The sequence below is a fragment of the Sorangium sp. So ce1504 genome (assembly GCF_051521635.1).
Classification (GTDB): domain Bacteria; phylum Myxococcota_A; class Polyangia; order Polyangiales; family Polyangiaceae; genus Sorangium; species Sorangium cellulosum_B.
The window spans coordinates 4,768,522-4,792,341 of sequence record NZ_CP150365.1 but is presented as its reverse complement, the minus strand read 5'-3'; the positions used below and the strand labels follow the sequence as shown (position 1 = coordinate 4,792,341).

Annotated in this window: 20 protein-coding genes and 1 pseudogene; 18 read left to right on the top strand and 3 right to left on the bottom strand. The window is 71.8% G+C overall.

Annotated elements, in window-relative coordinates:
• The first annotated feature begins 390 nt into the window (after window positions 1-390).
• From WMF39_RS18025 to WMF39_RS17965, 13 genes and pseudogenes are all read left to right on the top strand, one after another.
• Entirely contained in the window at window positions 391-1,785 is a 1,395-nt protein-coding gene (locus tag WMF39_RS18025) for an NfeD family protein (RefSeq protein ID WP_437746720.1), read from the top strand.
• Entirely contained in the window at window positions 1,785-2,777 is a 993-nt protein-coding gene (gene floA / locus WMF39_RS18020) for a flotillin-like protein FloA (protein ID WP_437746719.1), read from the top strand. The genes WMF39_RS18025 and floA overlap by 1 nt, the downstream gene beginning before the upstream one ends.
• Entirely contained in the window at window positions 2,774-3,139 is a 366-nt protein-coding gene (locus tag WMF39_RS18015) for a hypothetical protein (protein ID WP_437746718.1), read from the top strand. The genes floA and WMF39_RS18015 overlap by 4 nt, the downstream gene beginning before the upstream one ends.
• Window positions 3,140-3,592: 453 nt before the next feature.
• On the top strand, window positions 3,593-5,035 hold the full coding sequence (locus tag WMF39_RS18010) for an ATP-binding protein (protein WP_437746717.1): 1,443 nt from the start codon (window positions 3,593-3,595) through the stop codon (window positions 5,033-5,035).
• Between the two features lie 1,007 nt (window positions 5,036-6,042).
• Window positions 6,043-6,684, top strand: a pseudogene (locus WMF39_RS18005) (NADH-quinone oxidoreductase subunit 5 family protein); the annotation flags it as partial.
• On the top strand, window positions 6,644-7,594 hold the full coding sequence (locus tag WMF39_RS18000; protein WP_437746716.1) for a proton-conducting transporter transmembrane domain-containing protein: 951 nt from the start codon (window positions 6,644-6,646) through the stop codon (window positions 7,592-7,594). The pseudogene WMF39_RS18005 and the gene WMF39_RS18000, both read left to right, overlap by 41 nt.
• A 4-nt stretch (window positions 7,595-7,598) precedes the next feature.
• Window positions 7,599-8,096, top strand: coding sequence for a Na+/H+ antiporter subunit E (locus WMF39_RS17995; RefSeq protein WP_437746715.1), 498 nt, complete (start codon window positions 7,599-7,601; stop codon window positions 8,094-8,096).
• Between the two features lies 1 nt (window position 8,097).
• Window positions 8,098-8,379, top strand: a complete 282-nt coding sequence (locus WMF39_RS17990) for a monovalent cation/H+ antiporter complex subunit F (RefSeq protein ID WP_437746714.1) — start codon at window positions 8,098-8,100, stop codon at window positions 8,377-8,379.
• The gene (mnhG, locus tag WMF39_RS17985) at window positions 8,369-8,749 is read left to right on the top strand and encodes a monovalent cation/H(+) antiporter subunit G (RefSeq protein ID WP_437746713.1); all 381 of its coding nucleotides are present in this window, start codon (window positions 8,369-8,371) and stop codon (window positions 8,747-8,749) included. Before WMF39_RS17990 ends, mnhG begins: the two co-directional genes overlap by 11 nt.
• 1,168 nt (window positions 8,750-9,917) lie before the next feature.
• The gene (locus WMF39_RS17980) at window positions 9,918-10,787 is read left to right on the top strand and encodes a hypothetical protein (RefSeq protein WP_437746712.1); all 870 of its coding nucleotides are present in this window, start codon (window positions 9,918-9,920) and stop codon (window positions 10,785-10,787) included.
• A gap of 198 nt (window positions 10,788-10,985) precedes the next feature.
• Entirely contained in the window at window positions 10,986-11,420 is a 435-nt protein-coding gene (locus tag WMF39_RS17975; RefSeq protein ID WP_437746711.1) for a DUF6184 family natural product biosynthesis lipoprotein, read from the top strand.
• Window positions 11,421-11,561: 141 nt separating this feature from the next.
• Window positions 11,562-12,062 (top strand): amylo-alpha-1,6-glucosidase, encoded by a 501-nt coding sequence (locus tag WMF39_RS17970; protein WP_437746710.1) that lies wholly within the window; start codon window positions 11,562-11,564, stop codon window positions 12,060-12,062.
• A gap of 258 nt (window positions 12,063-12,320) precedes the next feature.
• Window positions 12,321-13,184 carry a heavy metal translocating P-type ATPase gene (locus WMF39_RS17965; protein WP_437746709.1) on the top strand — a complete coding sequence of 288 codons (864 nt, stop codon included), beginning with the start codon at window positions 12,321-12,323 and terminating at the stop codon, window positions 13,182-13,184.
• A gap of 75 nt (window positions 13,185-13,259) precedes the next feature.
• Here WMF39_RS17965 and WMF39_RS17960 read toward each other — a convergent pair whose 3' ends face one another.
• On the bottom strand, window positions 13,260-13,550 hold the full coding sequence (locus WMF39_RS17960) for a hypothetical protein (RefSeq protein WP_437746708.1): 291 nt from the start codon (window positions 13,548-13,550) through the stop codon (window positions 13,260-13,262).
• 178 nt (window positions 13,551-13,728) lie between these two features.
• Complete coding sequence (gene gspC, locus WMF39_RS17955; protein ID WP_437746707.1) at window positions 13,729-14,670, bottom strand: type II secretion system protein GspC; 942 nt, start codon at window positions 14,668-14,670, stop codon at window positions 13,729-13,731.
• A gap of 338 nt (window positions 14,671-15,008) precedes the next feature.
• Between gspC and WMF39_RS17950 the strand changes: the two genes are divergently transcribed.
• From WMF39_RS17950 to WMF39_RS17940, 3 genes are all read left to right on the top strand, one after another.
• Window positions 15,009-16,517 (top strand): sensor histidine kinase, encoded by a 1,509-nt coding sequence (locus WMF39_RS17950; RefSeq protein ID WP_437746706.1) that lies wholly within the window; start codon window positions 15,009-15,011, stop codon window positions 16,515-16,517.
• Window positions 16,514-17,887 carry a sigma-54-dependent transcriptional regulator gene (locus WMF39_RS17945; RefSeq protein WP_437746705.1) on the top strand — a complete coding sequence of 458 codons (1,374 nt, stop codon included), beginning with the start codon at window positions 16,514-16,516 and terminating at the stop codon, window positions 17,885-17,887. The genes WMF39_RS17950 and WMF39_RS17945 overlap by 4 nt, the downstream gene beginning before the upstream one ends.
• A gap of 227 nt (window positions 17,888-18,114) precedes the next feature.
• Entirely contained in the window at window positions 18,115-18,573 is a 459-nt protein-coding gene (locus tag WMF39_RS17940) for a hypothetical protein (RefSeq protein ID WP_437746704.1), read from the top strand.
• 18 nt (window positions 18,574-18,591) lie between these two features.
• Here WMF39_RS17940 and WMF39_RS17935 read toward each other — a convergent pair whose 3' ends face one another.
• The gene (locus WMF39_RS17935) at window positions 18,592-19,875 is read right to left on the bottom strand and encodes a hypothetical protein (protein ID WP_437746703.1); all 1,284 of its coding nucleotides are present in this window, start codon (window positions 19,873-19,875) and stop codon (window positions 18,592-18,594) included.
• Between the two features lie 250 nt (window positions 19,876-20,125).
• On the opposite strand from WMF39_RS17935, the gene WMF39_RS17930 reads away from it, so the two are divergent.
• A complete protein-coding gene (locus WMF39_RS17930; RefSeq protein WP_437746702.1) occupies window positions 20,126-21,673 on the top strand; it encodes a CotH kinase family protein in 1,548 nt (515 codons plus the stop codon).
• Between the two features lie 62 nt (window positions 21,674-21,735).
• Window positions 21,736-23,676: a TrkH family potassium uptake protein gene (locus WMF39_RS17925; RefSeq protein WP_437746701.1), complete on the top strand. Its 1,941-nt coding sequence runs from the start codon at window positions 21,736-21,738 to the stop codon at window positions 23,674-23,676.
• Window positions 23,677-23,820: the final 144 nt, after the last annotated feature.

Here is a 23,820-nt window from a genome sequence, read left to right as displayed (position 1 = left end):
ATACGGGGTGGTTCGAGCAGTTATCGTCTGTGCCCGGCATGGGCGGTGGCCAGCGGGCGGACGCCGTGGAGGCCGCGCGCGGCCATCGGGGCGCGCCCGTGCGGTGCTGGTGATCGCGGATCATCGGGGGCGCGTTCGGAGCGCGCTGCGTCTGGGCAGGAGCCACGGCGGCGCCTGTCGCAGCCTACCCAGTGAGCGCAGGCGTCATGATGGGCCAGGCGAGAGATTGCCCGCCAGATCGCCTCCACACCCGACGGATGGGCGCGAACGCTGCGGGGCTGAAGAGTCTGCGCATGGTGGAGATGCCCGAAAGGCTGGGGACCTCGCCGCGCACGCCGACGCCTTTCGCCAGGGCGATCGCCGCTCTAGGTCTCCGCCCGGGGGTGACGCGTGTCGCTGACGGGAAGGCGCCTGTGGGCGCGGCTGCCGCGCTGGATTCCGTGCGTGCTCGCGCTGGTCTCCGCGCTCCTCACGTCGAGGGCGCGGGCCGGGGCCGCGCCGATCGTCCATGTCGCGCCGATCCACGGCGAGATCGACGCCGGGCTGTCCGCCTTCGTCCAGCGGGCCATCGGCGCGGCCGAGGCGGCAGGGGCGAGCGCGCTGATCCTGCCCACGAACACGCTCGGCGGCCGCGTCGACGCGGCCATCGCCATCCGCGACGCGCTGCTCGCGACCCCGCTCCGCACCGTCGTCTTCGTCGATCAACGGGCGATCTCGGCGGGCGCGCTCATCGCGCTCGCGGCAGAGCAGATCGTGATGGCGGACGGCGCGACCCTCGGCGCCGCGGCGCCGGTGCGCGCGGGGGCGGAGGGCGCGGAGCCCGCCGGGGAGAAGGCGACCTCGTACGTCAGGAAGGAGTTCCGCTCGACCGCCGAGCGCCGCGGCCGGCCGCCGGAGCTCGCCGAGGCGATGGTGGACGAGGACGTCGCCGTCGAGGGGGTCGTGGGGCCGGGGAAGCTGCTCACGCTCACGACCGCCGAGGCGCTGGCGCTCGGCGTCGCGGACGCCCGGGCGGACGGCATGGATGCCGTGCTCGCCCGGCTCGGCCTCGAGGGGGCGGAGCTCCGCCACCTGTCGCCGAGCTGGGCAGAGCGTGCGCTCCGGTTCCTGACGACGCCTGTCATGAGCTCGCTCCTCCTGAGCCTCGGGATGATGGGCCTGCTGATCGAGCTGCGCACGCCGGGGTTCGGCGTCCCGGGCCTCGTGGGCGCCACCAGCCTGGTGCTGTTCTTCTGGGCGCAATGGCTGCTGGCCCTCGTCGGCTGGGAGGAGATCGCGCTCGCCGTGGCCGGCGTGCTGCTCCTCGCCCTGGAGGTGTTCGTGATCCCCGGCTTCGGCGTCGCCGGCGTCCTCGGCACGATCGCGCTGCTCGCCGGCCTGAGCATGAGCCTGGTCGGCGCGGGCGTGACGATCGAGCGCGCCCTCGAGGCCGTCGCCCAGGTCGCGCTGTCCATCGCGCTGGCGCTGGCCGGCGTGCTCGTCGCACTGCGCTTCCTGCCGCGGCTCCCGTTCGGGCAGCGGCTGATCCTGGCGACGAGCCTCGGCGCGGACGTCGCCGGCGGCCCGCCAGCCCAGGCCAGAGGACCGCTGGTGCGCGAGCGCGGCGTCGCCGCGTCGCCGCTCCGGCCGGCCGGGATCGCCCACATCGGGGGGGCGCGGATCGATGTGGTGTCGGAAGCCGAGTACATCGCGGCCGGAGAGGCGGTCGAGGTGATCCGCGTCGACGGCAACCGCGTCGTCGTGCGCCGGACCGCGGCGCAAGGGGATGGGGGGATGAGGGGATGATGGGTGTCGATCTGGGCCTGGTCGGGCTCGTCCTGCTGGTGCTGGCGGCGATGTTCCTCGGGCTCTACATGATCCCGGTCCCTCTCTGGATCGCGGCCTGGGCCTCGGGCGCGTATGTCGGGCTGTTCACGCTCGTCGGGATGCGGTTCCGGCGCGTCCCGCCGGGCACGGTGGTCAACGCGCGCATCAGCGCCGTCAAGGCGGGGCTCGACATCTCCGTCAACGACCTCGAGGCGCACTACCTCGCCGGCGGCAACGTGGTGCGCGTGGTCAACGCCCTCATCTCGGCCGACAAGGCGAACATCCCGATGCCGTTCAAACGCGCGGCGGCCATCGACCTGGCCGGCCGCGACGTGCTCGAGGCGGTGAAGATGTCCGTGATCCCGAAGGTCATCGAGACCGCGCGCGTCGCGGCGGTCGCGAAGGACGGTATCCAGCTCATCGCGGTCTCCCGCGTGACCGTCCGGACCAACATCGAGCGGCTCGTGGGCGGGGCCGGCGAACAGACGATCATCGCCCGCGTCGGGGAGGGCATGGTGAGCACCATCGGCTCGGCGGCCACGCACAAGGAGGTGCTCGAGAACCCCGATCACATCTCGAAGAACATCCTCTCGCGGGGGCTCGACGCGGGGACGGCGTACGAGATCCTCTCCATCGACATCGCGGACGTCGACGTGGGCGCGAACATCGGCGCCAAGCTGCAGATCGACCAGGCCAACGCGGACAAGCAGATCGCCCAGGCCAAGGCGGAGGAGCGGCGCGCGATGGCGGTCGCGCTGGAGCAGGAGATGCGCGCGCGGGTCGTCGAGGCCGAGGCCGAGGTGCCGCGCGCCATGGCCGACGCGTTCCGCCGGGGGAACCTCGGCGTCATGGACTATCTCCGGCTGAAGAACGTCCAGGCGGACACCGACATGCGCGGCGCCATCGCCTCGGACATGAGCAGCGCCGACGGGACCACGGAGGCGCTCCGCGAGCGGAGAGGGCACCCGTGACGCTGGTGGACCTGCTGCTTCTCGCGCTCTTCTTGCTCTTCGCTCTGATCTCATGGCTCGGCGCGGCGCTCGGCAGGACGCGAGTGCGGCGTCAGGAAGGCGGGGCGCTCCCGCGCGCGCCGTATGGCGGGATGCTGCGTGCGCCGTACGACGAGATAGCAACCGGCCGACCCGCGCCCGCCGCGCCGCCGCCAGCGGCGCAGACCGGGGCGCCGTCGCCGACGGGCGTCTCCGACGCGGGCGCCGGGGCGCGCGTGTCGCGGCACGAGAAACTGCGAAGCGCGCTGCGCCATCGGGACAGCTTGCGACAGGCGTTTGCGCTGGCGGAGATCCTGGATCGCAGGCTGGACCGCGACGGCTGAGCGGACGAGCTGCGCTCGCCGCACGTGTCTGCCGTCGCCGCAGCTTCGTGTTGGTGTGGAGGACGGGCGCGCCGCGCCGTAGGTGACTATCCGGCGGAAGCGGCGACACCGCTGGGGACCGTGATCATCATGCTCGAGCTCGGCACATCCAGACCCGCTCATCATGGGCCCGCCCGAGGGGGACGAGATGCGGCTCGCGCCACCGCGGGCTTGCGAGCGGCGTTCCTACGACGTCAGGGCACGTGAAGCGCGGCGCCTGCGCCGTGGCCTGGAAGGGCGCGCGGGCGCCGGGCCGGCCGGCGTTCGAAGCCGCCGACGCGATGCGGGGCCGCTGTCATAATGCCTCCCATGTCCGCGAATCATCAGCGCCCGCCCGACGATGGACAGCCGAGGTCGTGCGCGGAGGCGGGCGGGACGAGCCTCCGATCCATCGTTCGGAGAATGATCGCGCTCATGGCCGTGCTCCTGTTGCTCTCAGCAGCGGGAATGGGCCTGCTCACCACGTTCCTGCACCGGACGTCGCGCCTCATTGACGACAGCGTCGAGAGCGTACGATTGGCGATGGATCTGCAGCAGCAGATGACGCAGTACAACCGCCTCAGCAACCTCGCGCTGGCGTCGGCGGAGGGCGCGCTCACGTCCGCCAAGGACGCCCGGCCTGCGCTGGGGGCGATCGTCGCCGGCGCGGAGCGGCGCCTCGTCGAGGTCCGCAAATACGTCGGCAGCCGGGAGGAGGAGCTGCTGCTGCACGAGGTGGAGCAGGGCATGCACGAATACTTCGCCTCCCAGAGGGCCCTCCTCGAGCGCCGCGTGACGCCGGGCGAAGCCATCCGGACCTCCGCGCCCCTGCTCGACGCCGCGATGACGAGCCTCGAGGACTTCGTCGACCAGAAGCGCCGGCAGGCCCAGGCCGCGATGCGCCAGGCCGCCGCCTGGGATTCGACGGCGAACGTGCTGAGTATCGGGGTCGCCCTGCTCGCCGCGATCGCGATCGTGGCGTCGCTCGTCGCCCTGGAGCGCTTCGTCCATTCCCCGCTGTCGGAGCTCGAGCGGGCCATCGAGCGCTTCGCGCGCGGCGACAAGACCGCGCGCGCCCGGGCCACGGGGCCCGCGGAGCTGCGCTCGATCGCGGGCGTGTTCAACCGCATGGCGGACAGGCTGGTCTGCCAGGAGGAGAATCAGCTCACCTTCATCGCCGGCGTCGCCCACGACCTCCGCAACCCGCTGACGGCGCTCCAGATGAAGGTCGGCAGGTTCGACCCGACCGGCCCGGCGCCGACCGCGGAGCATGCCCGGCGGGCGAACGATCTCGTCGCACGGCAGGTCGCTCGGATGGATCGGCTCGTCGGCGACCTCCTGGACGCCACCCGGATCCACGCCGGCCGGATCGAGCTCAAGCTGGAGGCCTGCGATCTGCGCGAGCTCGCGCGCGAGGCGGCGGAGCTCTTCCGACCTCTCTCATCGGCTCATGAGATCATCGTCTCGAGCGCCGCGGGACCGGTGGTCGCCCGCTGTGATCCGTCGCGCATCGCGCAGGTGCTCAACAACCTCATCAGCAATGCCATCAAGTATTCTCCTCAGCGAGGAGAGATCACCGTCTCCGTGGGAGAGGACCGCGATCGTGCCTTCGTCACGGTCGCCGATCAGGGCATCGGCATCGAGCCGGAGGACGTCGAGCGGATCTTCGAGCCGTTCCGCCGCGTCGGCGGGTGCCGCGAGCTGGTGCCCGGCGTGGGGCTCGGGCTGTGGCTCGCGCGGCGCATCGCCGAGGCGCACGGCGGATCACTCGGCGTGAGCAGCGCGCCGGGCCAGGGATCGGTCTTCCGCCTCGAGCTGCCCCTCGTGGAGGGCGCGGCGTTGCCCAGCGCCCGGGCGGCATCGACGCCGCGAAGCTGAGCGCGCGTACGCGAGAGATCCGCCGCGACGATGACGACGATCCGCTCGACATCGTCAGTTACCGCTGGACGTCCCCAGCCCGGATGTCCAGGGACATGGCTGACGAGACGCAATCACGCCGGCGCACGGGGTGGCTGAATACTCCGGAGCTCGCCGGTCCCGGTGCTGGTCACCGGGGCTCCGATCGCCTGGTCGATTGGCTGCAAGGCGAGCGCTGCTTGCGCGTCCTGGTAGGGCTCGATCCCTCTGACTCTCCTCGAGCCGCTCTGGGCTGGCTCACTGAGCTCGACGGCGCGGGGCCGCTCGAAGCGCTCGTCGCGACCTTTCACCGAGAGCTCGGCCCCGTGAGCTTCTGGACGCGGTTCGTGTCTGCCGCGGCGACCCGAGGCGTCGTGCATCCCTACCGCGACAGGCCCTTGGCCGGAGCTCGCAGCACGGTTGAACCGCGCTCGCTCGACGGGCCGACATCACAGATCGAGATTATCACCCGTCATCCAGCCGCCGAGCTGCTCCGCCTGGCCTGGCGAGAGCAGGTCGATCTCCTGATCCTCGCTCGCGATCCGTCGCAAGGTCGCCTGTGGCGCGCGCCCGTTTGGCGCACCATCCTTCAGCCGAGCCTGCCGTGCAGCGCCGTGTGCGTGCCCGCGACCTATGCGCCGGCAGAAGCCTCGAACTCGCGCAGCGAGCCCGCGGCTCAACGCATGCGGCGCCGACGCCCACGGGCGCGATGGTCTGCGCGGAGCGCGCGCGGAGATCGGAGAGCCCATGGCGGCATGCAGGGCAGAGCGTAGCCACATGCCAGGGGGGGCGTACCCCGTTCGGCAACAAGGGTTCTCGCATGCTACCGACCCTCGCATGGACGGATCACGGCGAATTTGCGCCTGGACCGCCTCGGCGCCTTCTTCGTGCTGCTCGTCGCGGGCGTGGGCCTCGGCGTCGTCCAGTACAGCCGCGCATACCTAGGACCGAAGGGCAAACCCGCCTACTGGGCGACGCTCCTCGCGTTCATGGGGGCCATGATCGGGGTCGTCCTCTCGGACTCGCTCGTGCTCCTCTACGTCTTCTGGGAGCTGACCACCATCGCGTCCGCTCTCCTCATCGGGATGGACTTCACCGATCCGGAGGCACGGAGCGGCGCGGTCCGCGCCTTCCTGGTCACGGGCGCAGGGGGCCTCGCAATGCTCGCCGGCGTGGTGCTGCTCGGGCAGATGGCCGGCACCTACAACCTGTCCGATCTCGCCCCGCGCGCGGGCGAGATCGTGGCGAACCCGGCCCATGTCACCGCGCTCATCCTCCTGCTCGCCGGGGCGTTCACCAAATCGGCGCAGTTCCCGTTTCACTTCTGGCTCCCGGGCGCCATGGCCGCGCCCGCGCCCGTCAGCGCCTATCTTCACTCCGCCACGATGGTGAAGGGCGGTATCTTCTTGATAGGCCGCCTGTTCCCGGTGTTTCATGCGTCCCCCGCCTGGTCTCCCGTCCTCGTCACGGTGGGGCTCACCACCTTCGTTGTGGCCGGATGGGACGCCGTCCGGGCCTGGGACCTGAAGAAGCTCCTCGCTTACAGCACGGTGGCATACCTCGGCGTGCTGACCGCGCTCTACGGCCTGTATGCGAGGACAGGGACGCGCGGTGAGCTGCTCAATATCGCGAACCACGCGCTCCCTCGTGACCGGCGATCTCTTCAATCTGTTCGTCTTCTTCGAGCTCATGCTCCTCTCGTCCTTCGCGCTGCTCGCGCTCGGCACCCGGGCGGCAGCGCAATCGCATGCGTTCGCATACGTGGTGATCAACCTCGTCGCCAGCGCGGTGCTCCTCGGCGGCGTTGGCGCGGTGTACGGCACGGCCGGCACCGTGAACATGGCTGAGCTCGCGCCCGGCGCGCTCCGCCCAGCGCTCCTGGTGATCGCCGCCGTCACGATGGTCATCGGGGTCGTGGGGGCGCTCGGGCGAAGCACGATGCGCGGCATCCTGTCGTTCCACATCGTCAGCCAGGTCGGCTACATGATCTTCGGGCTAGCGCTGTTCACCCCGATCGCCGTGGCAGCGGGGTTGTTCCACACGCTCCACAACATGGTCGCGAAGACAGCGCTCGTCTTCGCAGGAGGGGTCGTGGAGGGCATCGGAGGGCCGGGGGCGCTCGGCCACGCCCGCGGGCTCGCGCGCACGCACCCGTGGGTGGCCGCGGGCTTCGTCGTCCCTGCCATGCCGCTGGCCGGACTGCCCCCGCTCAGCGGGTTCTGGGGCAAGCTGCTCCTCGTCGTCGCTGGCTTCCGGGCCGGAGCCGTCGTCGCCACCACGGTATCGCTCGTCGTCGGCCTCCTCACGCTCGCGTCGATGCTCAAGATATGGACGGCTGTCTTCTGGGGGGAGCCCACCGGCCTGCCCATGCGTGGCGCCGGCGGCGACCGGGGCATGCTGGGCGCGACGCTCGGCCTCGGCGCGCTGACCGTGATCCTGGGCCTCGCGGCGGCGCCGCTCTTCGCGCACCTCGAGCGGACGGCGACCACGCTCCTGGAAGTGACGCCGTACGTGGACGCAGTCCTCGTGCAGCGACGATGAGCCGATGAACCACCTCGCGTTGAACCTGCTCCTCGCGATCGTCTGGGTCCTGCTCCAGGCGGAGTTCTCTCTGGGGCGACTGGTCATGGGCTTCCTCGTGGGCTTCGGCGCGATTGCGCTCACCGAGCGAGCGCTCGGTAGGACCTTCTACGCGCGCGCTGCGGCGGGCGTGCTCGCCCTGGCCTGGAGCTTCGTCAAGGAGCTCGTCCTCTCGAATCTCACGCTCGCGCGCGACATCATCCGCCCGCGGCCCGTGTTCCATCCGGCGTTCGTCCGCCTCGATGTGCGCGCCCTGAGCCCCGTGCAGACGATCCTCCTCGCCAGCCTCATCTCCCTGACCCCGGGCACGCTGACGGTCGACGTGGGCCTGGAGGAGCAGGCGCTCTACGTCCACTCGCTCTACGCGCGCGATCCCGCGGAGCTGCGCGGCCGGCTGCGCCGATTCGTCCGTCTGATCCAGCGCGCCGCAGGCCGCGGGCTGCCGCCATCGCTGGAGGAATGATATGGGAAGCGTCGATCCGCGGTCCGCCGTCCTCTTCGCCTCGCTCCTCGTGCTCGGCGTCGGCATCGGGCTCTGCACGATCCGCGTCGCGCGCGGGCCAACGAACTTCGATCGATTGCTCGCGTTCGATTGCCTGTTGATGAATGTCGTCGGCGTGGCGCTCGTGGCATCGATGCTGCTCGCTACGGACGCGTTCGTCGACATGGTGCTGGTGACCGCGCTGTTCGGGTTCATCGGCACCATCGCGCTGGCCGCCTACCTGGAGGGCTCCCTTGCTCGCTAGCGCGCTCGAGATCGCCGCCGCCGTGGCGGGGACGTTCTTCATGTTCGTGGCGTCGCTCGGCGTCCTGCGCCTACCGGACTTCTATGCGCGCATCCACGCGCCGACCAAGGCTGCGACGCTGGGGCTCGCGTTCCTGCTCGCCGCGCTCGCGCTGCACTTCCAGGAGCTCACGAGCGTGACCAAGGCGGCGCTGGTGCTGCTCTTCGTGGGCGTGACCGCGCCCGTGGGCGCGCACATCCTCGCACGAGCGGCGTACCGGAGGGGCGTGCGGGCGCCCGGCACGCGGGTCGACGAGTACGGGCCTTCCGTGCAGCGCCTGCGCAGCGAACCCGAGCGTGCGGAGGAGGTGAAAGGAAAGGAGGACGGGTGAGCCAACGCCGACCGGAAGACGCTGGTCAAGGCGCGCCCCCGTCGGTATCGCGCCGCTCTCCCCGGCCCGACGGAGCCGCGTCTCGCGGCTCCTGCGCCGTCCACGCTCCGGAGCGCCTCCAGGATGAGCGCCTTGGCGCGCTCGACGTCGTCGCCGTAGCCGATGCCCACGTCGTACTCGACCGATCCAGGTCATGACGCCCACGACGGCCATGGAGGGCAGCCTCCCGAGCAGCCATCGGCGGAGGAGGTGCCCCATGCCATCGAGCACCGTCGACGCCTGGGCCTGCCGCGCGACGGGGACGAGGCGGAGCAGGCCCTTGCGATACGCCGCGGGCTCGGCCGCGAGGAAGAGGCCCAGGAACAGGACGACCGCCGCGCCCGCAAGGGCGCCGAGCGTGGTCGAGAGCAGGCGTGTGGCGCCGAGGAGGGCCTGCCGCGCGTGCGGGAGGAGCTGGACGTCCGAGAGGCGCTCGGCGAGCTCGCGGCCCCACGCGTACCGCCCGCCGTGACGGCGGCGGCGAGCGCGGCGACGGTGACGGCCAGCGCCCAGCCGCTCGAGAGAGGGATATGGCGGCTCAGCCAGTCCCCGATGCCGCGCAGAACGATGGCCAGGAGGACCGCCGCGAAGACGAGGAAGACCACGTCGAACACGGCCCGGAGCACCCAGAGGAGCAGCACGATCACCGCCACGGTCGCGAGCGCGGCGATGGCGCTCGATCGCGCCTGCCCGGGCCCGTCGGCGTCCGAAGCCGGTTTCCGCTCCACCATATCGGCTCCGCGGGCGCGCCGCTGCGCCTCTGCACACGCCCGTTCCGCCGGCAGGGTCGCACGTCAAGCCACCGAGGGCGCGCTCGTGCCAGCCTGGCGTGCGGCGGGCGTGCGCCGGGGCTCTCGAGTCCAGCTCACGACTGCGCATGACGGTGACGGCGCTCGGCCGTGCCCGGCGCCGCTCCGGGAGCACCGTCGCTTGTAGGCTTGCCCGTCGCTGGACGGGCGTGCGGGGCACCGAGGCGCCTGCCGCAGCGCATATCGAGCCTGTGGTGGCGTCGCCGGCCCGGCGTCTCGTGCCGGCCGATCCCTGCCGGCGAAGCGTTCCGCGGTGTCCCTTGCGTGCGATAGCCGAGCTCGGCGTCGGCAGAGGCACGCCAATCGCAAGATGTCGGGGCATGTTGCGAAAAACCAGCACGCGGATGCTCTGGTCGGGGACGGTTCTGATCGTGGCCGTCGCCGGCTGTCGAACCGATGAGCCGCGCGGAGAGGCCCTCGGGGAGAACCTGCAGAAGGAACCTCCGGCGCAACAGCAGCAGCGAGGCGCGCAGGCGCCTCCGGAGAGCGCAGCGCGGCAGGCTCCTCCGGCCGACGTCGAGGTTGGCGGCGTGCTGTCCTGCCGCCCCGAGGCCGAGATCGAGGCCACCATGACCCGCCTCATCGCGCTGGCGGACGCGAACGAGGACCGGGCGCTCTCGAAGGACGAAGCGCTCGGCCTGACGAACGTCGTGGTCGGCGGCTTCTTCTTTCGCGCCGACGAGAACGGCGACGCGGTGGTGACGCCCGAGGAGGGCCGGAAGGTACGAGCGGAGTTCATGGACCAGAACCCCGCGGCCGCCGCGCTCTTCCAGGAGGCGCGCAAGACGACCGGCAAGAGCCCCTTCGCGACGCTGGCCCGGCTGTTCGACGTCGACTACGGCAAGCCGCTCGCCATCGCCGAGGCGCGCGACGCGGCCCGCGGCGCGGTCGAGGACCTGTACCGCGCGGCCGATCAGAACCGCGACGGGGTCCTCTCGCGCGCCGAGGCCAACGGCGTGGCGTGGGAGGGCGCGCGGGCGCTGGGCCGGTCGGCGTTCGAGGCAGCCGACGGCGACCGGAACGGGGGCCTGACGTCGCAGGAGTTCCAGGCAGCGCTCCAGGGGCCGGCCAAGGTGGCCTTCGCCATGGCCGATACCAACAACGACGGACAGCTCACAGAAGAAGAGGCGGCCAGGGCGATGGGGCAACTCGTGCAGCGGCTCGGCGTCCAGCCGCCCGCGGCGCAGTAGCAGGTGACGCGCTCGCCACGGCCGGCGTGCCCTGCTGGCGCCCGCCTGGATCGCGATCGCGCGGCCTGATGACGCCGTCCAATCCGGGATGTCGCCATCGAGGTGGATGTGCTCCGGCCGAGAGGCACCACCATCGCGCGATCGCGGCGCACTGGACAGCGCCCGATCTGCGCGATCGGGCTGGTTGGGGAGGAAGAGATGATGCGAACGAACCATGGGACATCGGTAGTAGGCCTGGTCCTCGCGGCGGCGGCGACCCTGCTCGCGACGGGATGTGATCGAGAAGAAAGGGCGCTCGGGACGACGCGCCCCCCGGAGGGCCCCCAGGCCCTGCCGCGGACGGCGGTCGCCAGCGCGGTCGATAGCATCGTCGCGGCGCGGTGCGACCGCGAGGCGCGGTGCAACAACGTCGGCCAAGGCCGCGAGTATGCGAGCAAGGACGCCTGCGCCATCAGGATCCGAGCCGAGTGGCGCGACGAGCTCAACTTCGCCGAGTGCCCGGGCGGCATCGATTCCAAGGAGCTGAACGAGTGCTTGCAGGAGATCCGCAACGACGACTGCAACAATCCGTTCGATACCCTCGGCCGGATCGTCGCCTGCCGCTCCAGTGATCTCTGCCGAGCCACTCCCTAGCCGCGCTCTCGCGGCACGGCAATCGCAAGGTACGTAAGGCACGTCAAGCGCACGCAACGGAGCGCGATGCGAGCTCATGAGTCGATCCGTGCAACGTGACCCGGAGAGCGAGCGCCGGCCGCGGCCAGGCCCCGGAGCAGATTGCATCGAACTCGACGGCATCCGGCCGGAGGCGGAAGCGGGCCATGCAGGCACCTTCCAGCTCTCGAACCCCGAGCTCCGGATGCGCGATGGTCACCTCCTGTCCCCCCAGGCGGCCGCCGCGCCGAGGTCTGCTCGTCGAATGCGGGCCACGCGCTGTGGGCCGGCATCGCCGAGCCGGCGAGGGCGAGGACGACCGCGGAGAGGCTGCTCTCGGAGAGCATGTATTCGGGCTGGGGTATCCGCACGCTCGCAGCGGACGAGCAGGGCTACAACCCGATATCCTATCACCGCGGGACCGTGTGGCCGCACGACAACGCCCTGATCGTCTCGGGGCTGCGCCGCTACGGCTTCGACCGCGAGGCGCGCTGCGTGTTCGACGGCATCGTGAGGGCTGCCATGGATTTTCGGATGTACCGGCTGCCCGAGCTCTTCTGCGGCTTCGCGCGCGATGAGTACGCTCACGCTCATGCCCACGCGCACGAGCGGGCAAGCGCATGAGTCTTCTTGTTGTCGGCGAGAGCCCGGGCTCTCCGAGCACGAAGCGCAGAGCGCGCTTGCACCTGCGCTCCGCGATCGAGGGGCGGATGCGGTGGGAGGCGCCCGGCCTGAAGAACCATCCCCGCCATGCGGCAGCCGTGGAGATCGCGCTTCAAAAGGAAGCCGGCCTCAAAAACGTTTACGCCAATCCGGTGACAGGGCGGCTGCTGCTGCGCTGCGACCCCGGGCTCACCCGGGCCGCGATCGAGGCGAAGCTCCGTGCCGCCCTCACGTCTCCCCCGCTGGAGCCCGAGGTGTACCGGCGGTGGCGGGAACAGCAGGCGGCCGCGCGCGAGTCGCGGCAGGGAGGGCAACCGCCGGCTCATGCAGCAGTTCGACATCGCGGTATCCGCCGAGGCCGAGGCGCTTTACGCCGAGCACGCGGCCGAGGGCGAGACCGAGATGTACGTGGCCCACCAGGGCCGACTGATCGGGCTCATCGGCGTGCGCGACAAGATCCGTCCGGACGTGGCGTCATCGCTGGCGGAGCTCCGTCGCGAAGGCGTCCAGCGGCTCGCGATGTTGACCGGGGACATGGAGGAATCAGCCCGCGCGGTCGCCGGCGCCGTGGGGCTCACGGAGTGGCGGGCCCAGCTGCTGCCCGAGCAGAAGTATGCGTGGATTCGAGAGCTGAAGGCGAAGGGGCTCCGCGTCGCGATGGTGGGCGACGGCATCAATGACGCGCCGGCGCTCGCGCTGGCCGACGTGGGGATCGCCATGGGCACGGCCGGCTCCGATGTCGCCATCGAGGCGGCGGACATCGCGCTGGCGGCCGACAACATCGGCGGTGTCGTCACAACGCTGCGCCTCAGCCGCCAGGCGCTCAATGTTATCCGCCAGAACTACGGCATCGCGCTGGGCGTCAACGCAGGGGGCCTGGTGGTCGGGGCGATGGGCGCGCTCAACCCGCTCATCGCGGCGGTGCTCCACAACCTGAGCACGCTCCTCGTCGTGTTCAACTCGGCGCGCCTCATCGGCTACGAGCCGAAGCGCCTGGCCCGCGCGAGCGCAGCCGCCGCGAAGCCGAGGCGAGCCCCTCGGGGCGTCGGGCGCCGCGCCCCGCGCGAGATCGTAAGAGCCTGACGGGGGCGCTCCGGCCGAGGATGCGGTCCCGGAAGCCGGGGGCAAAGCGCTCGATCTGGGCCTCGATCGCCGCGGTCATGTCCAGCATCCCCCCGTGAGGAACATGGCAGTACCCGCCGGCAGCTCGTCGACGGACACGACGCGCCGCCCCACCTCGATCTCTCCGCCGAACGAGCGAAAATAGGCGGAGAGCGCTGCCGTGATCGCCTGCGAGCCGCCGCGCGCGCAGGGCCAGCCGCGCGCGTGGCAGCCGCCGTGATCGCCGTGAGGGCCGTGGCGGCGGTGGCGATACGCTCCCGCCGCAAACACCGGCGAATCTGGTGGTGACGCGGCGCCGCTCCCGAGGAGCTCTCCCTTCAGCTCCAAGAGCCGCAGGGTGAGCTCGACCCAGGGACCGCTTGCCTACCGCGCTCGCGTGGTGAACTGAAGGACGCGCGCTCGCCCGCCGGGCCGAGCGCCTCCAGCCACCGTTTTGCCGCGTCCTCTGTCTTTACGGAGATCTCCTGTTCATCGATGGCACGCCGCGCAGTGGGTGAGCCGCGCCTCACTGGATCCGGAGATCGATCGTCATGTCCTTTCCCCCCCGCTGGAGGGAAATCGCGAGGTTGTTCGCCGAGCGCAGCCGGGCGTAGGCTTGAAGCGCGCTCTGCGGATCGGTCATGTCGAAGCCGTTGATCGAGCGGATCGTGTCCCCCTTGCGCAGGCCGACCGCGGTCAGCAGCGAGTCGGGCGCGACGCGGGCGAGGCGGACGCCGACCACGCGCTCCCCCTCCCGCGCAGGCACGATCCGCGCGGAGCGCATGAGCTCCCCCTGCTTCTCCAGGACCAGATCGATCGCCGTCCGGTCGACCACGAACTCGCGGTCGCTCACCTTCCGGATCTTCGACGCGATCTCCGGCGGGAGCGCGCCGCGCTTCGGCCGCGGCGCCGCGGGCGGTGGCGCGGGCGTCGCGCGCGGCGCGCCCCGGTTGTCGCCGATGCGGACCTGACACCGCGCCCCCGGCTCGGCGAGCCAGACACGATCCCAGCCGATCGCGACGACCGAGCGGCCCTCGACCGCGTCGCCCTCCCGGCGCAGGAGCGGCTCCCCTCGCCCGGCTGCGATCGTGGCGAAGGACCAGGAGGGATCCTCCGAGGCGGCGATCAAGAGGACGCGCGCGCCCTCGCAGATCGGATCCAGCAGAGGATCGGCGCCCACGGCGGACGCCTCGTCCTCCTCCTGGCTGGCGGGCTTCGGCGTGAGGGGCCCTGTCACCGAGTCGAACGGGTTCCGCGCCACGATGGCTGCCGCGCTGGTCGTGTGATCGCCGTCGTCCAGGAGGGGCCGCGGCTGTGACCGCGGTTGCGGCCGCGCCGGCGGCAGCCCGGACAGCCACGCTTCTTCCACCAGGTACGAGATCCCGGACGCCTGCTGGTACGCCGCGACGATGATCATCCCGCCGACGAACGCCGGGAAACATCGCTTGATGAGGGAATCCGGGATCACGTCGTTTTCCAGAGCGAGAGCCCCGCGCGCGCCGGTGCGCAGGCGGCGAGCGGCCGTGGATGGATCGCAGGAGCCGTTCCGGGCGCCCTGCGCGGAGAGGCCCTCGGGCGAGGGCAGCCTGGCCGCGGTGGAGCAGCATCCGTGCCCACGTGGCTTGGGAGTTGCTGATTGCCGGCGCATGAAGAAAAAGACGGCTTTCGCGCCGCTCCGCCGCCTCCTCGCCGCCGTCGGCGGCCCTGCAGCCGCGGGCTGCGCGCCGGAGCCGCGCAGCATGCCGGGCTCCACCTGCGAGGCCCCATGAGGTGCGACATCGTGTCGCATCTGGGACAATGGATCGCATGGCCGTGCACAACCTAGGGGAACGGAGCGCGATGGGGCTGACGCTCCAGCTCTGGCTCATGCTGCTCGTGCCGATCGTCCTCGCCGTTGCGCTCTACGGGGCGGCGATCCACACGACGCGGCACCAGTTCCTCCGCAACCAGGCGTCGGCCGAGCTGCGCCACCACGCGAGCCTGGTCGAGGCGGCGATCGGCGGGGCCGTCGAGCGCGGCCAGGTCGCGCTGCTCAAGCAGCGCATCGAGCGGCTCGCGCAGGCCGATCGCATCCTCGGGATCGCGGCGTTCGACGAGCGCGGGGGCCCGATCCTCGTGACGGATCCCATCGCCGGCGAGTCGGCCGAGCTCGCGGCGCTGGCGCGGCGCGCGCTCGCGACGGGCGCGGAGATCGAGGAGGAGCGGACGCTCGGCGGAGGGCCGGCGCTCGTCCGCACGGTCACGTTCTCGCAGCGGGGTCTGTCGGTCGTCGCCGTCGTCGTCCGGGAGCTCCGCTACCTGGACGCCTTCGCGCGGAGCTCGAACCGGGGCCTGGCGCTCGCCGGGGCCGCGCTGCTCGCCGCCGTCGCGTTGATAGCCGCGTTCGCGAGCCGGGCGACGGTCGGGCGCCCGGCCGGCGCGATCGTGGCGGGCGTCGAGCGGGTGGCGCGGGGGGAGCTCGAGGTGACGGTGCCCGAGGCGGGCGCCGAGGAGCTCCGGCGGCTCGCGCGGGCGTTCAACGCGATGACGGCCTCGCTCACCGAGGCGCGCGCCCGCCTGGAGCAGGAGCAGGCCGCCCGCGCCGCCGTCGAGCGGAAGCTGCAGCAGGCGCACGCGCTGTCGGCCGTCGGGCAGGTGGTCGCCTCGATCGGCCACGAGATTGGCTCCCCGCTCAGCGTCATCCTGGCGCGCGCCCGCCGCCTCGCCGACCAGCCCGGGTGGCCCGAGCCGGCCCGCGGCGAGCTGGAGACGATCGCGACGCAATCCGAGCGCATCTCTCGCGTGGTGGCGCGGCTGCTCTCGGTCGCCCGGCCACCGAGGCTCCTCGGCCGCGGGAGCGACGTGGCCCAGGTCGCGCGCGAGGTGCTCGCGTTCCTCGGGCCGGAGTGCCGGCAGCGCGGGGTCGCGACCCGGATCGAGCACGACGGGGCGCCGCTGCACGCGGTGCTCGACGCGGACCACCTGTTCCAGGTGGCGTTCAACCTGTGCCTGAACGCGGCGCAGGCGCAACCTCGCGGGGGCGAGATCACGGTGCGGCTCCAGACTGTCGACGCCCGCAAGGCGGCCATCGAGGTCGAGGACCGCGGGCCCGGGATCCCTCCCGAGGTCGCCGAGCACATCTTCGAGGCGTTCTTCACGTCGAAGGGCGATCGCGGCGGCACCGGCCTCGGCCTGGCGATCGTCGAGGGGATCGTGCGCGAGGCGGGCGGCTCGGTCGAGCTCGTCCCGACGGACCACGGCGGCGCTTGCTTCCGCGTCACCCTGCCGCGCGGCGCGTCCGCGCCGCTGCCCGCGCGCGCGGAGGCTCGATCGTGAGCGCCCGCGCGAAGGTGCTCATCGTCGACGATGAGCTCGAGATGGTGAAGCTCGTGGCCGACATCGCCCGCGACATGGGCCACGAGCCGGCGACGCTGACCGCGCCGCTGCTCGCGCTCCCGCTGCTCGAAGAGCGGGAGTTCGACCTCGTCGTGACCGACGTGCGCATGCCCGAGATGGACGGGATCGAGCTCATCGAGCGGATCGCGCGCTTCGACCCCCGGACGGCGATCATCGCCATGACCGCGTTCGGCTCGATCGACACCGCGGTCCGCGCCATGCGCGCCGGCGCGTTCGACTACCTGCCGAAGCCGTTCCAGCCCGCGGACATGGCGCTCCGCATGGAGCGGGCGCTCGGGCAGCGGGCGATGACTGTCGAGCTGACCGAGCTCCGCTCGGAGGTCGCGCAGCGGTTCTCGATCGCGGGCATGATCGGGCGCAGCCGGGCGATCGAGGAGGTGATCGCGCTCGTGCGGCGCGTGGCCGACAGCCGCGCGACGGTCCTCGTGAGCGGCCCGAGCGGGAGCGGCAAGGAGCTCGTGGCGCGCGCGCTCCACGGCGAGAGCCGGCGTCGCGGGAGGAAGTTCGTGGCGGTCAACTGCGCGGCGATCCCGGAGTCGCTCATCGAGGCGGAGCTCTTCGGGGTGCGCAAGGGCGCCTACACGGACGCGCGCAGCGACCGGCCCGGGATGTTCCAGGAGGCCGACGGCGGGACGTTGTTCCTCGACGAGGTGGGCGAGCTCGCGCTCCCGCTCCAGGCGAAGCTCCTGCGGGTGCTCCAGGAGCGGGAGGTCCGCCCGGTCGGCTCGGCGTCGTCGGAGCCCGTCGACGTGCGCGTCATCGCGGCGACGAACCGCGATCTGCGCGCGGCGGTCGCCGAGCGCAGCTTCCGCGAGGACCTCTTCTACCGGCTCGCGGTGATCGAGATCGCGATCCCGTCGCTCAGGCACCGCACGGACGACATCCTGCCGCTCGCCGAGCACTTCCTGGCCCGCGCGGCCGCGAACGCGGGCAAGCCGATCGCCGGGTTCTCGGGCGCGGCGGTGAAGCGCCTGCTCGCGTACGACTGGCCCGGCAACGTCCGCGAGCTGGAGAACGCGATCGAGCGGGCGGCGGCGCTCTGCGACGGCGCGCGGATCTCCCCGGACGACCTCCCCGAGGGCGTGCGCGCGCGGCGGGGCGCGCCGGATTTCCTCGATGCCGCCGCGGATCGGCTGATGACGCTCGACGAGCTCCAGCGCGAGTACGCGCAGGTCGTCCTGCGGCGCGTGGGCGGCAAGAAGCAGCGGGCGGCGGCCCTGCTCGGCGTCGATCGGCGGACGCTCCAGCGCTGGTTCGGCGGGGGGAGCGACGGCGAGCAGGAGCCCTGAGGGTCGCCCTGGAGCGCTGCGTCCACTCCCCGCTGGCGGCGCTCGAGCGGGCCATCGAGCGCTTCGCGCGCGGCGACAAGACCGCGCGCGCCCCGGCCAGGGCCCGCGGAGCTGCGCTCGATCGCGGGCGTGTTCTCGGGCCCCCGGGGCTGAGCGCGTTGGCCAGACCGGCACGCCCGGCCCAAATTATTTTGATCTCAAACAATGAGCAGGCTAGAAATTCTGTCATGAGCCTGTCCTTCTCCGGGCCGAAGGGGTGGATCGAGCAGCGCTGGATCGTGTATGCGCTGATGCGCGACAGCATCCAGCACCACCTCGAGGACGGGCGGCCGAGCGCGGAGTTCGCGACGATCCACGGCGCCGCCGCGGCGCTGGGCGGGCAACGCGTGGTGCTCCCTGCGCGAAGGCTCCACGACGAGCTCAGGCGCGCGCGGGCCGAGCTCGCGGGCCGCCCGATCGACGACCTGGCGATCAGCGGCCGGACCCGCTCGGTCCTCAGCCTGCGCTGGCCGCCGCCGGAGGAGATCGAGACGATGCTCGTCACGGACTGGGGGGACTCGGTGCCGCTGCTCGGCGCGCCATGCGGCGACAGCCTCGACGACGTCTTCGGCCACCTGCTCGATGGACTCTTGCGCATCACGGAGGAGGCATCCGAGTCGGATCACGTCGAGATCATGGACCTGTAAGCGCCGCCTCGCCGGAGCTCACTCCTTCGACAGATAGGCGATCATGAAGCACATCTCCTGATTCGTCCCTTCCCCCCAGGGCACGTCCTCTGGCGGGAGGGAGAACTGCCCCTCGCTGTCCACCGTGTTGTCCCATGTGCACTCGGTGACGAAGCGATCCCCGGTCCCCCAGCGCATCGGCTCGTCGAACATGTAGAGCGCCTGGTGGTGGAACTCGAACTCGCCGCGCGCTGCGCACTCGCTCGCTCCGCCGTCGCGCTCGATCCAGGCCCGGTAGGAGCGGCCGAGCACGTGCATGTGCGGCATGACGCCGTACACGAGCAGCGGCGGGCCCTCGTTCGGCGCGGAGCTCTGCTCGGTGTGCGCCTCGGCGCCCGCGGGGATCGTGAAGGGGACCGGGCCGAACACATCCATGTAGACCTCGGCGCGAGGCGCCTCGCGCGAGAGCTCCAGGCGGTAGCCGGACCGATCGCGCGCGCTCGAGTTCCTGCGCCCGAAATAGTGCATCTGCATCACGAGCTGCTCGCCGGGCTCGACGCGGACCCCGGCGCCCTCCGGCAGCCGCGTCACCCCGACGCCGGGCGCCCAGCTGTGGAGCAGCTGCCAGTCGAGCTCGATGACCGGATCGCGGCACGGGAATGCGCGCGTCCCCGGCGCGACGCCATAACCGATGCCCGCGTCGCCGCCGAGATCCCGGTACACGGCCATGTGGTGCACCACGGCCGGATTGCCGACCTCCGCCTCGAACGCCGTGATCCAGGCCGGCTCGGAGAAGGGGTTGTCGACGATCGTGCAGAAGTACTCGTTGCCGTCGTCGTCGAGGGAGACGTCGTGCTCCTCGGGCATCTCGAGCGTGGCGTCGGGCACCTCGATGCTGTCCGCCCGGCCCCGCGGCGGCGGCGAATCGACCGGATCGCCGAGCGGAGCGCCGTCGCGCGCCCATGCCTCGAAGAGGAGGCGCTCCTCTTGACTGAGGCTCATCCTCTCCGCGCCTTCGTAGCTGCGGCAGCTCGGGTCCAGCACCGGCGGCGGCATGTCCCCCGCGCTCACCCGCAGCGACATGAGCGCGGCCAGCCGCCGCGCCGTCGCCGCGTCCGTCAGCGCCACCCCGCCGACGCCCGCGCCGTCATGGCAGGAGGCGCACGAGCGCTCCACGAGCGGCTGGATGTCCCGGTACCACGTCACCTCCGGCCCCGGCGACGCGGGCGCCTCCCCGTCGCCCCCACACCCCATCGTCCCCACCGCCCCGAGCACGAACACCACCGCGCTCCGTGCCCTGCGCACAGCTTCGCCCCTCGTCATCCCACGCCTCCTGTCGTCTTGGCCGGCTCAGGAGCCGCATCTCCGCGAGAGCTCCTATCAATCGACCGTTTCAAACGATTGTTTAATAGCCAGTCGGCGGTGTGTCAAGGGCCGAGCTCGACGAGGACGGCGGCGGTCCTCGAGCGGCGGCGACGTGAGAACGGAGAGGCGCGTGTCGGCGCGCGTGCGGATGCCAGCGCACATCCGGCACGGGGGGCCGAGCCGTGCGCGCTCGGCTAGGATCGCCAGCATGCGCAACCCCCGCCTTCTCCTGCCGCTGGCGACGGCCCTGGTCCTGGGATCCTTGCAAGGTGCCGGCTGCTCCGGCGAGTCGCCCGGCCCCGAGGGGTCGCGCTGCGAGCCGTCGGGCGGCGGGCCGCACTGGCTCCTCGAGGGCGAGACCGTGACGTTCCCCGTGGCGTGCGCGACCGGCCTCGCGCTCCCCGACGGCGCGATCGAGGTCGGCCCGCTCCCCGACGGCGCCACCTATGACCCGGTCGCGCGCGAGGTGACGTTCTCACCCGGGCTCGACCAGGCCGCCGTCTACGAGATCGAGATCCGCGTCGCGCAGACGTCCGAGGTCGGGCGCGTCAAGATCGGCGTCGCCGACGACTGGGCCGATCCGTCGAACGTGCCTGTCGTCGATCCGGCCCGTTATCCCGAGGAGTACGGCCTGCCGGTGCTCTTCCTCTCGCCGACCCCCGAGGCGAAGGAGTACGCGCCGGCCACGGTGGTCTACCGCGGCCGCACGTACACCGCCGAGGCGGAGCTCCGCGGCGAGAGCTCGCTCGGGTATCCGAAGAACAGCTTCACCCTCAAGTTCCCCAAGGAAGACAAGTTCAACGAGCCCGACGAGGCCGGCGGGTTCACCGATCGCCGCAAGGTCGTGCTCATCACGACGTTCGACGACAACTCCTATGTCCGGCAGCGCCTTGCGTACGACCTCTGGAACCGCCTCGATCCGGAGCACATCCAGATCAAGACGTACAGCGCTGTGGTGTACCTCGACGGGCAGTACGCGGGGCTCTACACCGTGGCCGATCACGTCAACGGCTACCTGATGGAGGACCACGGGTACTCGCAGGACGGCAACCTCTACAAAGCGGTCAGCCACGACGCGAACTTCGCGCTGACCGCGCACGGCGACGAGCCAAAGGAGACGCTGCACGACGGCTTCGAGAAGAAAGAGGGGACGCCGCCGGAGGGCGAGCCGGAGGCGTTCGCGGACCTGGAGGAGCTCGTGAGCTTCGTCGCCACGTCCGAAGAGGCCGCGTTCGCCGCCGAGATCGGGTCGCGGATCGACCTGCGCGATTACGAGGACTGGTGGATCTTCGTCACGTTCATCATGGCCGACGACTCGGCAGGAAAGAACAGCTACCACTACCACGATCCGACCTCAGGCGGCGTGTTCCGCTATGCGCCGTGGGACTTCAACGCGAGCTTCGGCCAGACGTGGCAGACGGAGCGCCAGACGGCCTCGACGCGCGTCGAGTACCTCGACGCGAATCTCCTCTTCCAGCGCCTCCTGGAGGAGCCCTCGATCGGCGATCCGCTGCGCGCCCGCTACGGAGAGGTCCTGCGCGGCGCGCTCGGAGACGCCGAGATCCAGGCGATCGTGGACGGCTACGTGGCGCGCATCGATGCGAGCGCGCGCCGGGACGAGGCGAAGTGGGGCGAGGCGTACCGGAGCTACGAGGGCTGGAGCGGGCGCGACGACTTCACGACGTACGAGGAGGAGATAGCTTACGTGAAGGCGTGGATCTCGGAGCGGTGGCAGCACCAGGACGCGCTCTACTGAGCGGCTGGCCGCTCGTCGCGCGGCCGGAGCGGACGTTGACATCCCCCAGCGCGGCGGCGTGAATGCTGCGCGTGGATCCATCACCTCCCCCCTCGTCCTGGCCGCGGGCCGACCTGCCCGGCAATCGCGGCGATCGCGCGGAGCCCTCGCTGACGGTCGCCTCGCTGGTCGCGCAGTCCGTGCCGCCGCCGCCCTCCGCGGCCGCCAGCGCGCCCGCGGTCGCGCCCAGGCCGCGCGCCGCGTGGATGCGGCCGGCGCCGCTGCTGGTCGGCAGCGCTATCCTCCTCGGGATCGACCTGGCGCTCGCGATCACCCCGCGCGCCTCGATGGCGCTGACCGCGCTGGAGACGCTGCTCGTTCCAGCGTGGGTCGCGGCCGTGGTTTGGCTCGATCGCCTGCGCAGGGCGCTCCCGGGCGCGAGGATCGAGGCCAGGCGGCCTCGGCTCGCGCTGTTCCTGCTCGCGTTCAGCCTGCTGCTCGCGTGCATCGGCGAGAAGTGGCTCCTCGTCTGGCAGCCGGCCGACGACCCGGGGAACCGCGGCGCCGTGCTCTACCGCGCGTACACCGCGCTCGCGTTCTTCGTGGCCATCGGCGGGCTGCTCGGGCGCCGGCCGATCGAGCGGCTCCTCGCCACCGCCGCGGAGCACCCGGCGCGGCTCATGGCCGTGTCGTTCGGGGTCGCCACGCTGATCGGCAGCTTCCTGCTCACCCTGCCGCAGTCGCTCCGGGACATCGCCGACGCCTCGTTCATCGACGGCCTGTTCATGTCCGCGAGCGCGGTGTGCGTGACCGGGCTCGCCGTGCACAACGTCGCCGAGACGTACACGCCGTTCGGCCAGGCGGTCCTGCTCCTCCTGATCCAGATCGGCGGGCTCGGGATCATGGTGCTCTCGACGTTCTTCGCCATCCTCGCCGGCAGGAGGCTCAGGCTCCGCGACGCGGCCGTGATGGCCGAGATGATCGACGCCGAGTCGTTCGCCCGCCTCCGCCGCAGCATCGCCGCGATCGTCCTGTTCACGCTCGGCATCGAGGCGGTGGGCGCGCTCGCCCTGCTGTTCTGCTTCCTGCCCCACCACGAGATCGTCTCCGGGCCCGTCGCCGGGGAGCCCCTCTCCGGCGCCGGCGATCACCTCTGGGCGGCCGTCTTCCACGCGGTCAGCGCGTTCTGCAACGCGGGCTTCTCGCTGTTCAGCGGGGGGCTCGTCCCGCTGGTCGGCTCGCCCGCGGTCTGCGGCGTGGTGATGGCGCTCGTGATCCTGGGGGGCCTCGGCTTCCCGGTGCACGACGAGCTCCTGCGCCGGCTCAGGCTCCGGCTCCGCGGCGAGCGGCCGCCGCGGCTGTCGCTGCACAGCCGGGTCGTCCTGATCACGACCGCGGTGCTGCTCGTGGCCGGGGCCGCGGGCTTCTTGCTGCTCGAGCGGCGCCGATCGATGGGGGACCTCTCGTGGCCCGTGACGGTGCTGGCGAGCATCTTCCAGTCGGCCATGACGCGGACGGCGGGCTTCAACACGATCGATCTGGGCCTCATGGGCCCGGCGACGTGGATGCTCACCTGCATGCTGATGTTCGTCGGCGGCGCGCCGGGCTCGACCGCGGGCGGGGTCAAGGTCACGACCGTCGCCGCGCTGTTCGCGGTGCTGCGCGCCGAGCTGCGCGGCGAGGAGACGCCGCGCCTGCTCGGCAGGACCCTCCCGGCGGCCACGGCGCGCCGCGCCCTGGGGGTCGCGTTCCTCAGCGTGGTGCTCGTCTCGGGGTTCTTGCTGATCATGCTCGCCCTGGAGCCGCACGACCCGATGGGCCTCGCGCTGGAGACGGTCAGCGCGTTCGCCACGGTCGGGCTGTCGGCGAACGTCACGCCGTCGCTGAGCGCGCCGGGGAAGGTGGTCATCACCTTGGCGATGTTCATCGGCCGCATCGGTCCGCTGACGCTGGCGCTGGCGCTCGCCAACCAGGCGAGGGCGCGGAGCTACCGGCTGCCGGAGGAGCGCGTCGGCATCGGGTGAGCGCCGCGCTGGTCGCCTCCGCCCCGGCCGGGGACGCCTGCTCGATGCCGGGGGTGCTCGCCGGCGTTGGAGATGGGAGCGCTCCGGGCCCGGGGTCCACCGCCCGTTCCTCCGATCTGTGGCGCTGGCCGCGGATCCGTGAGA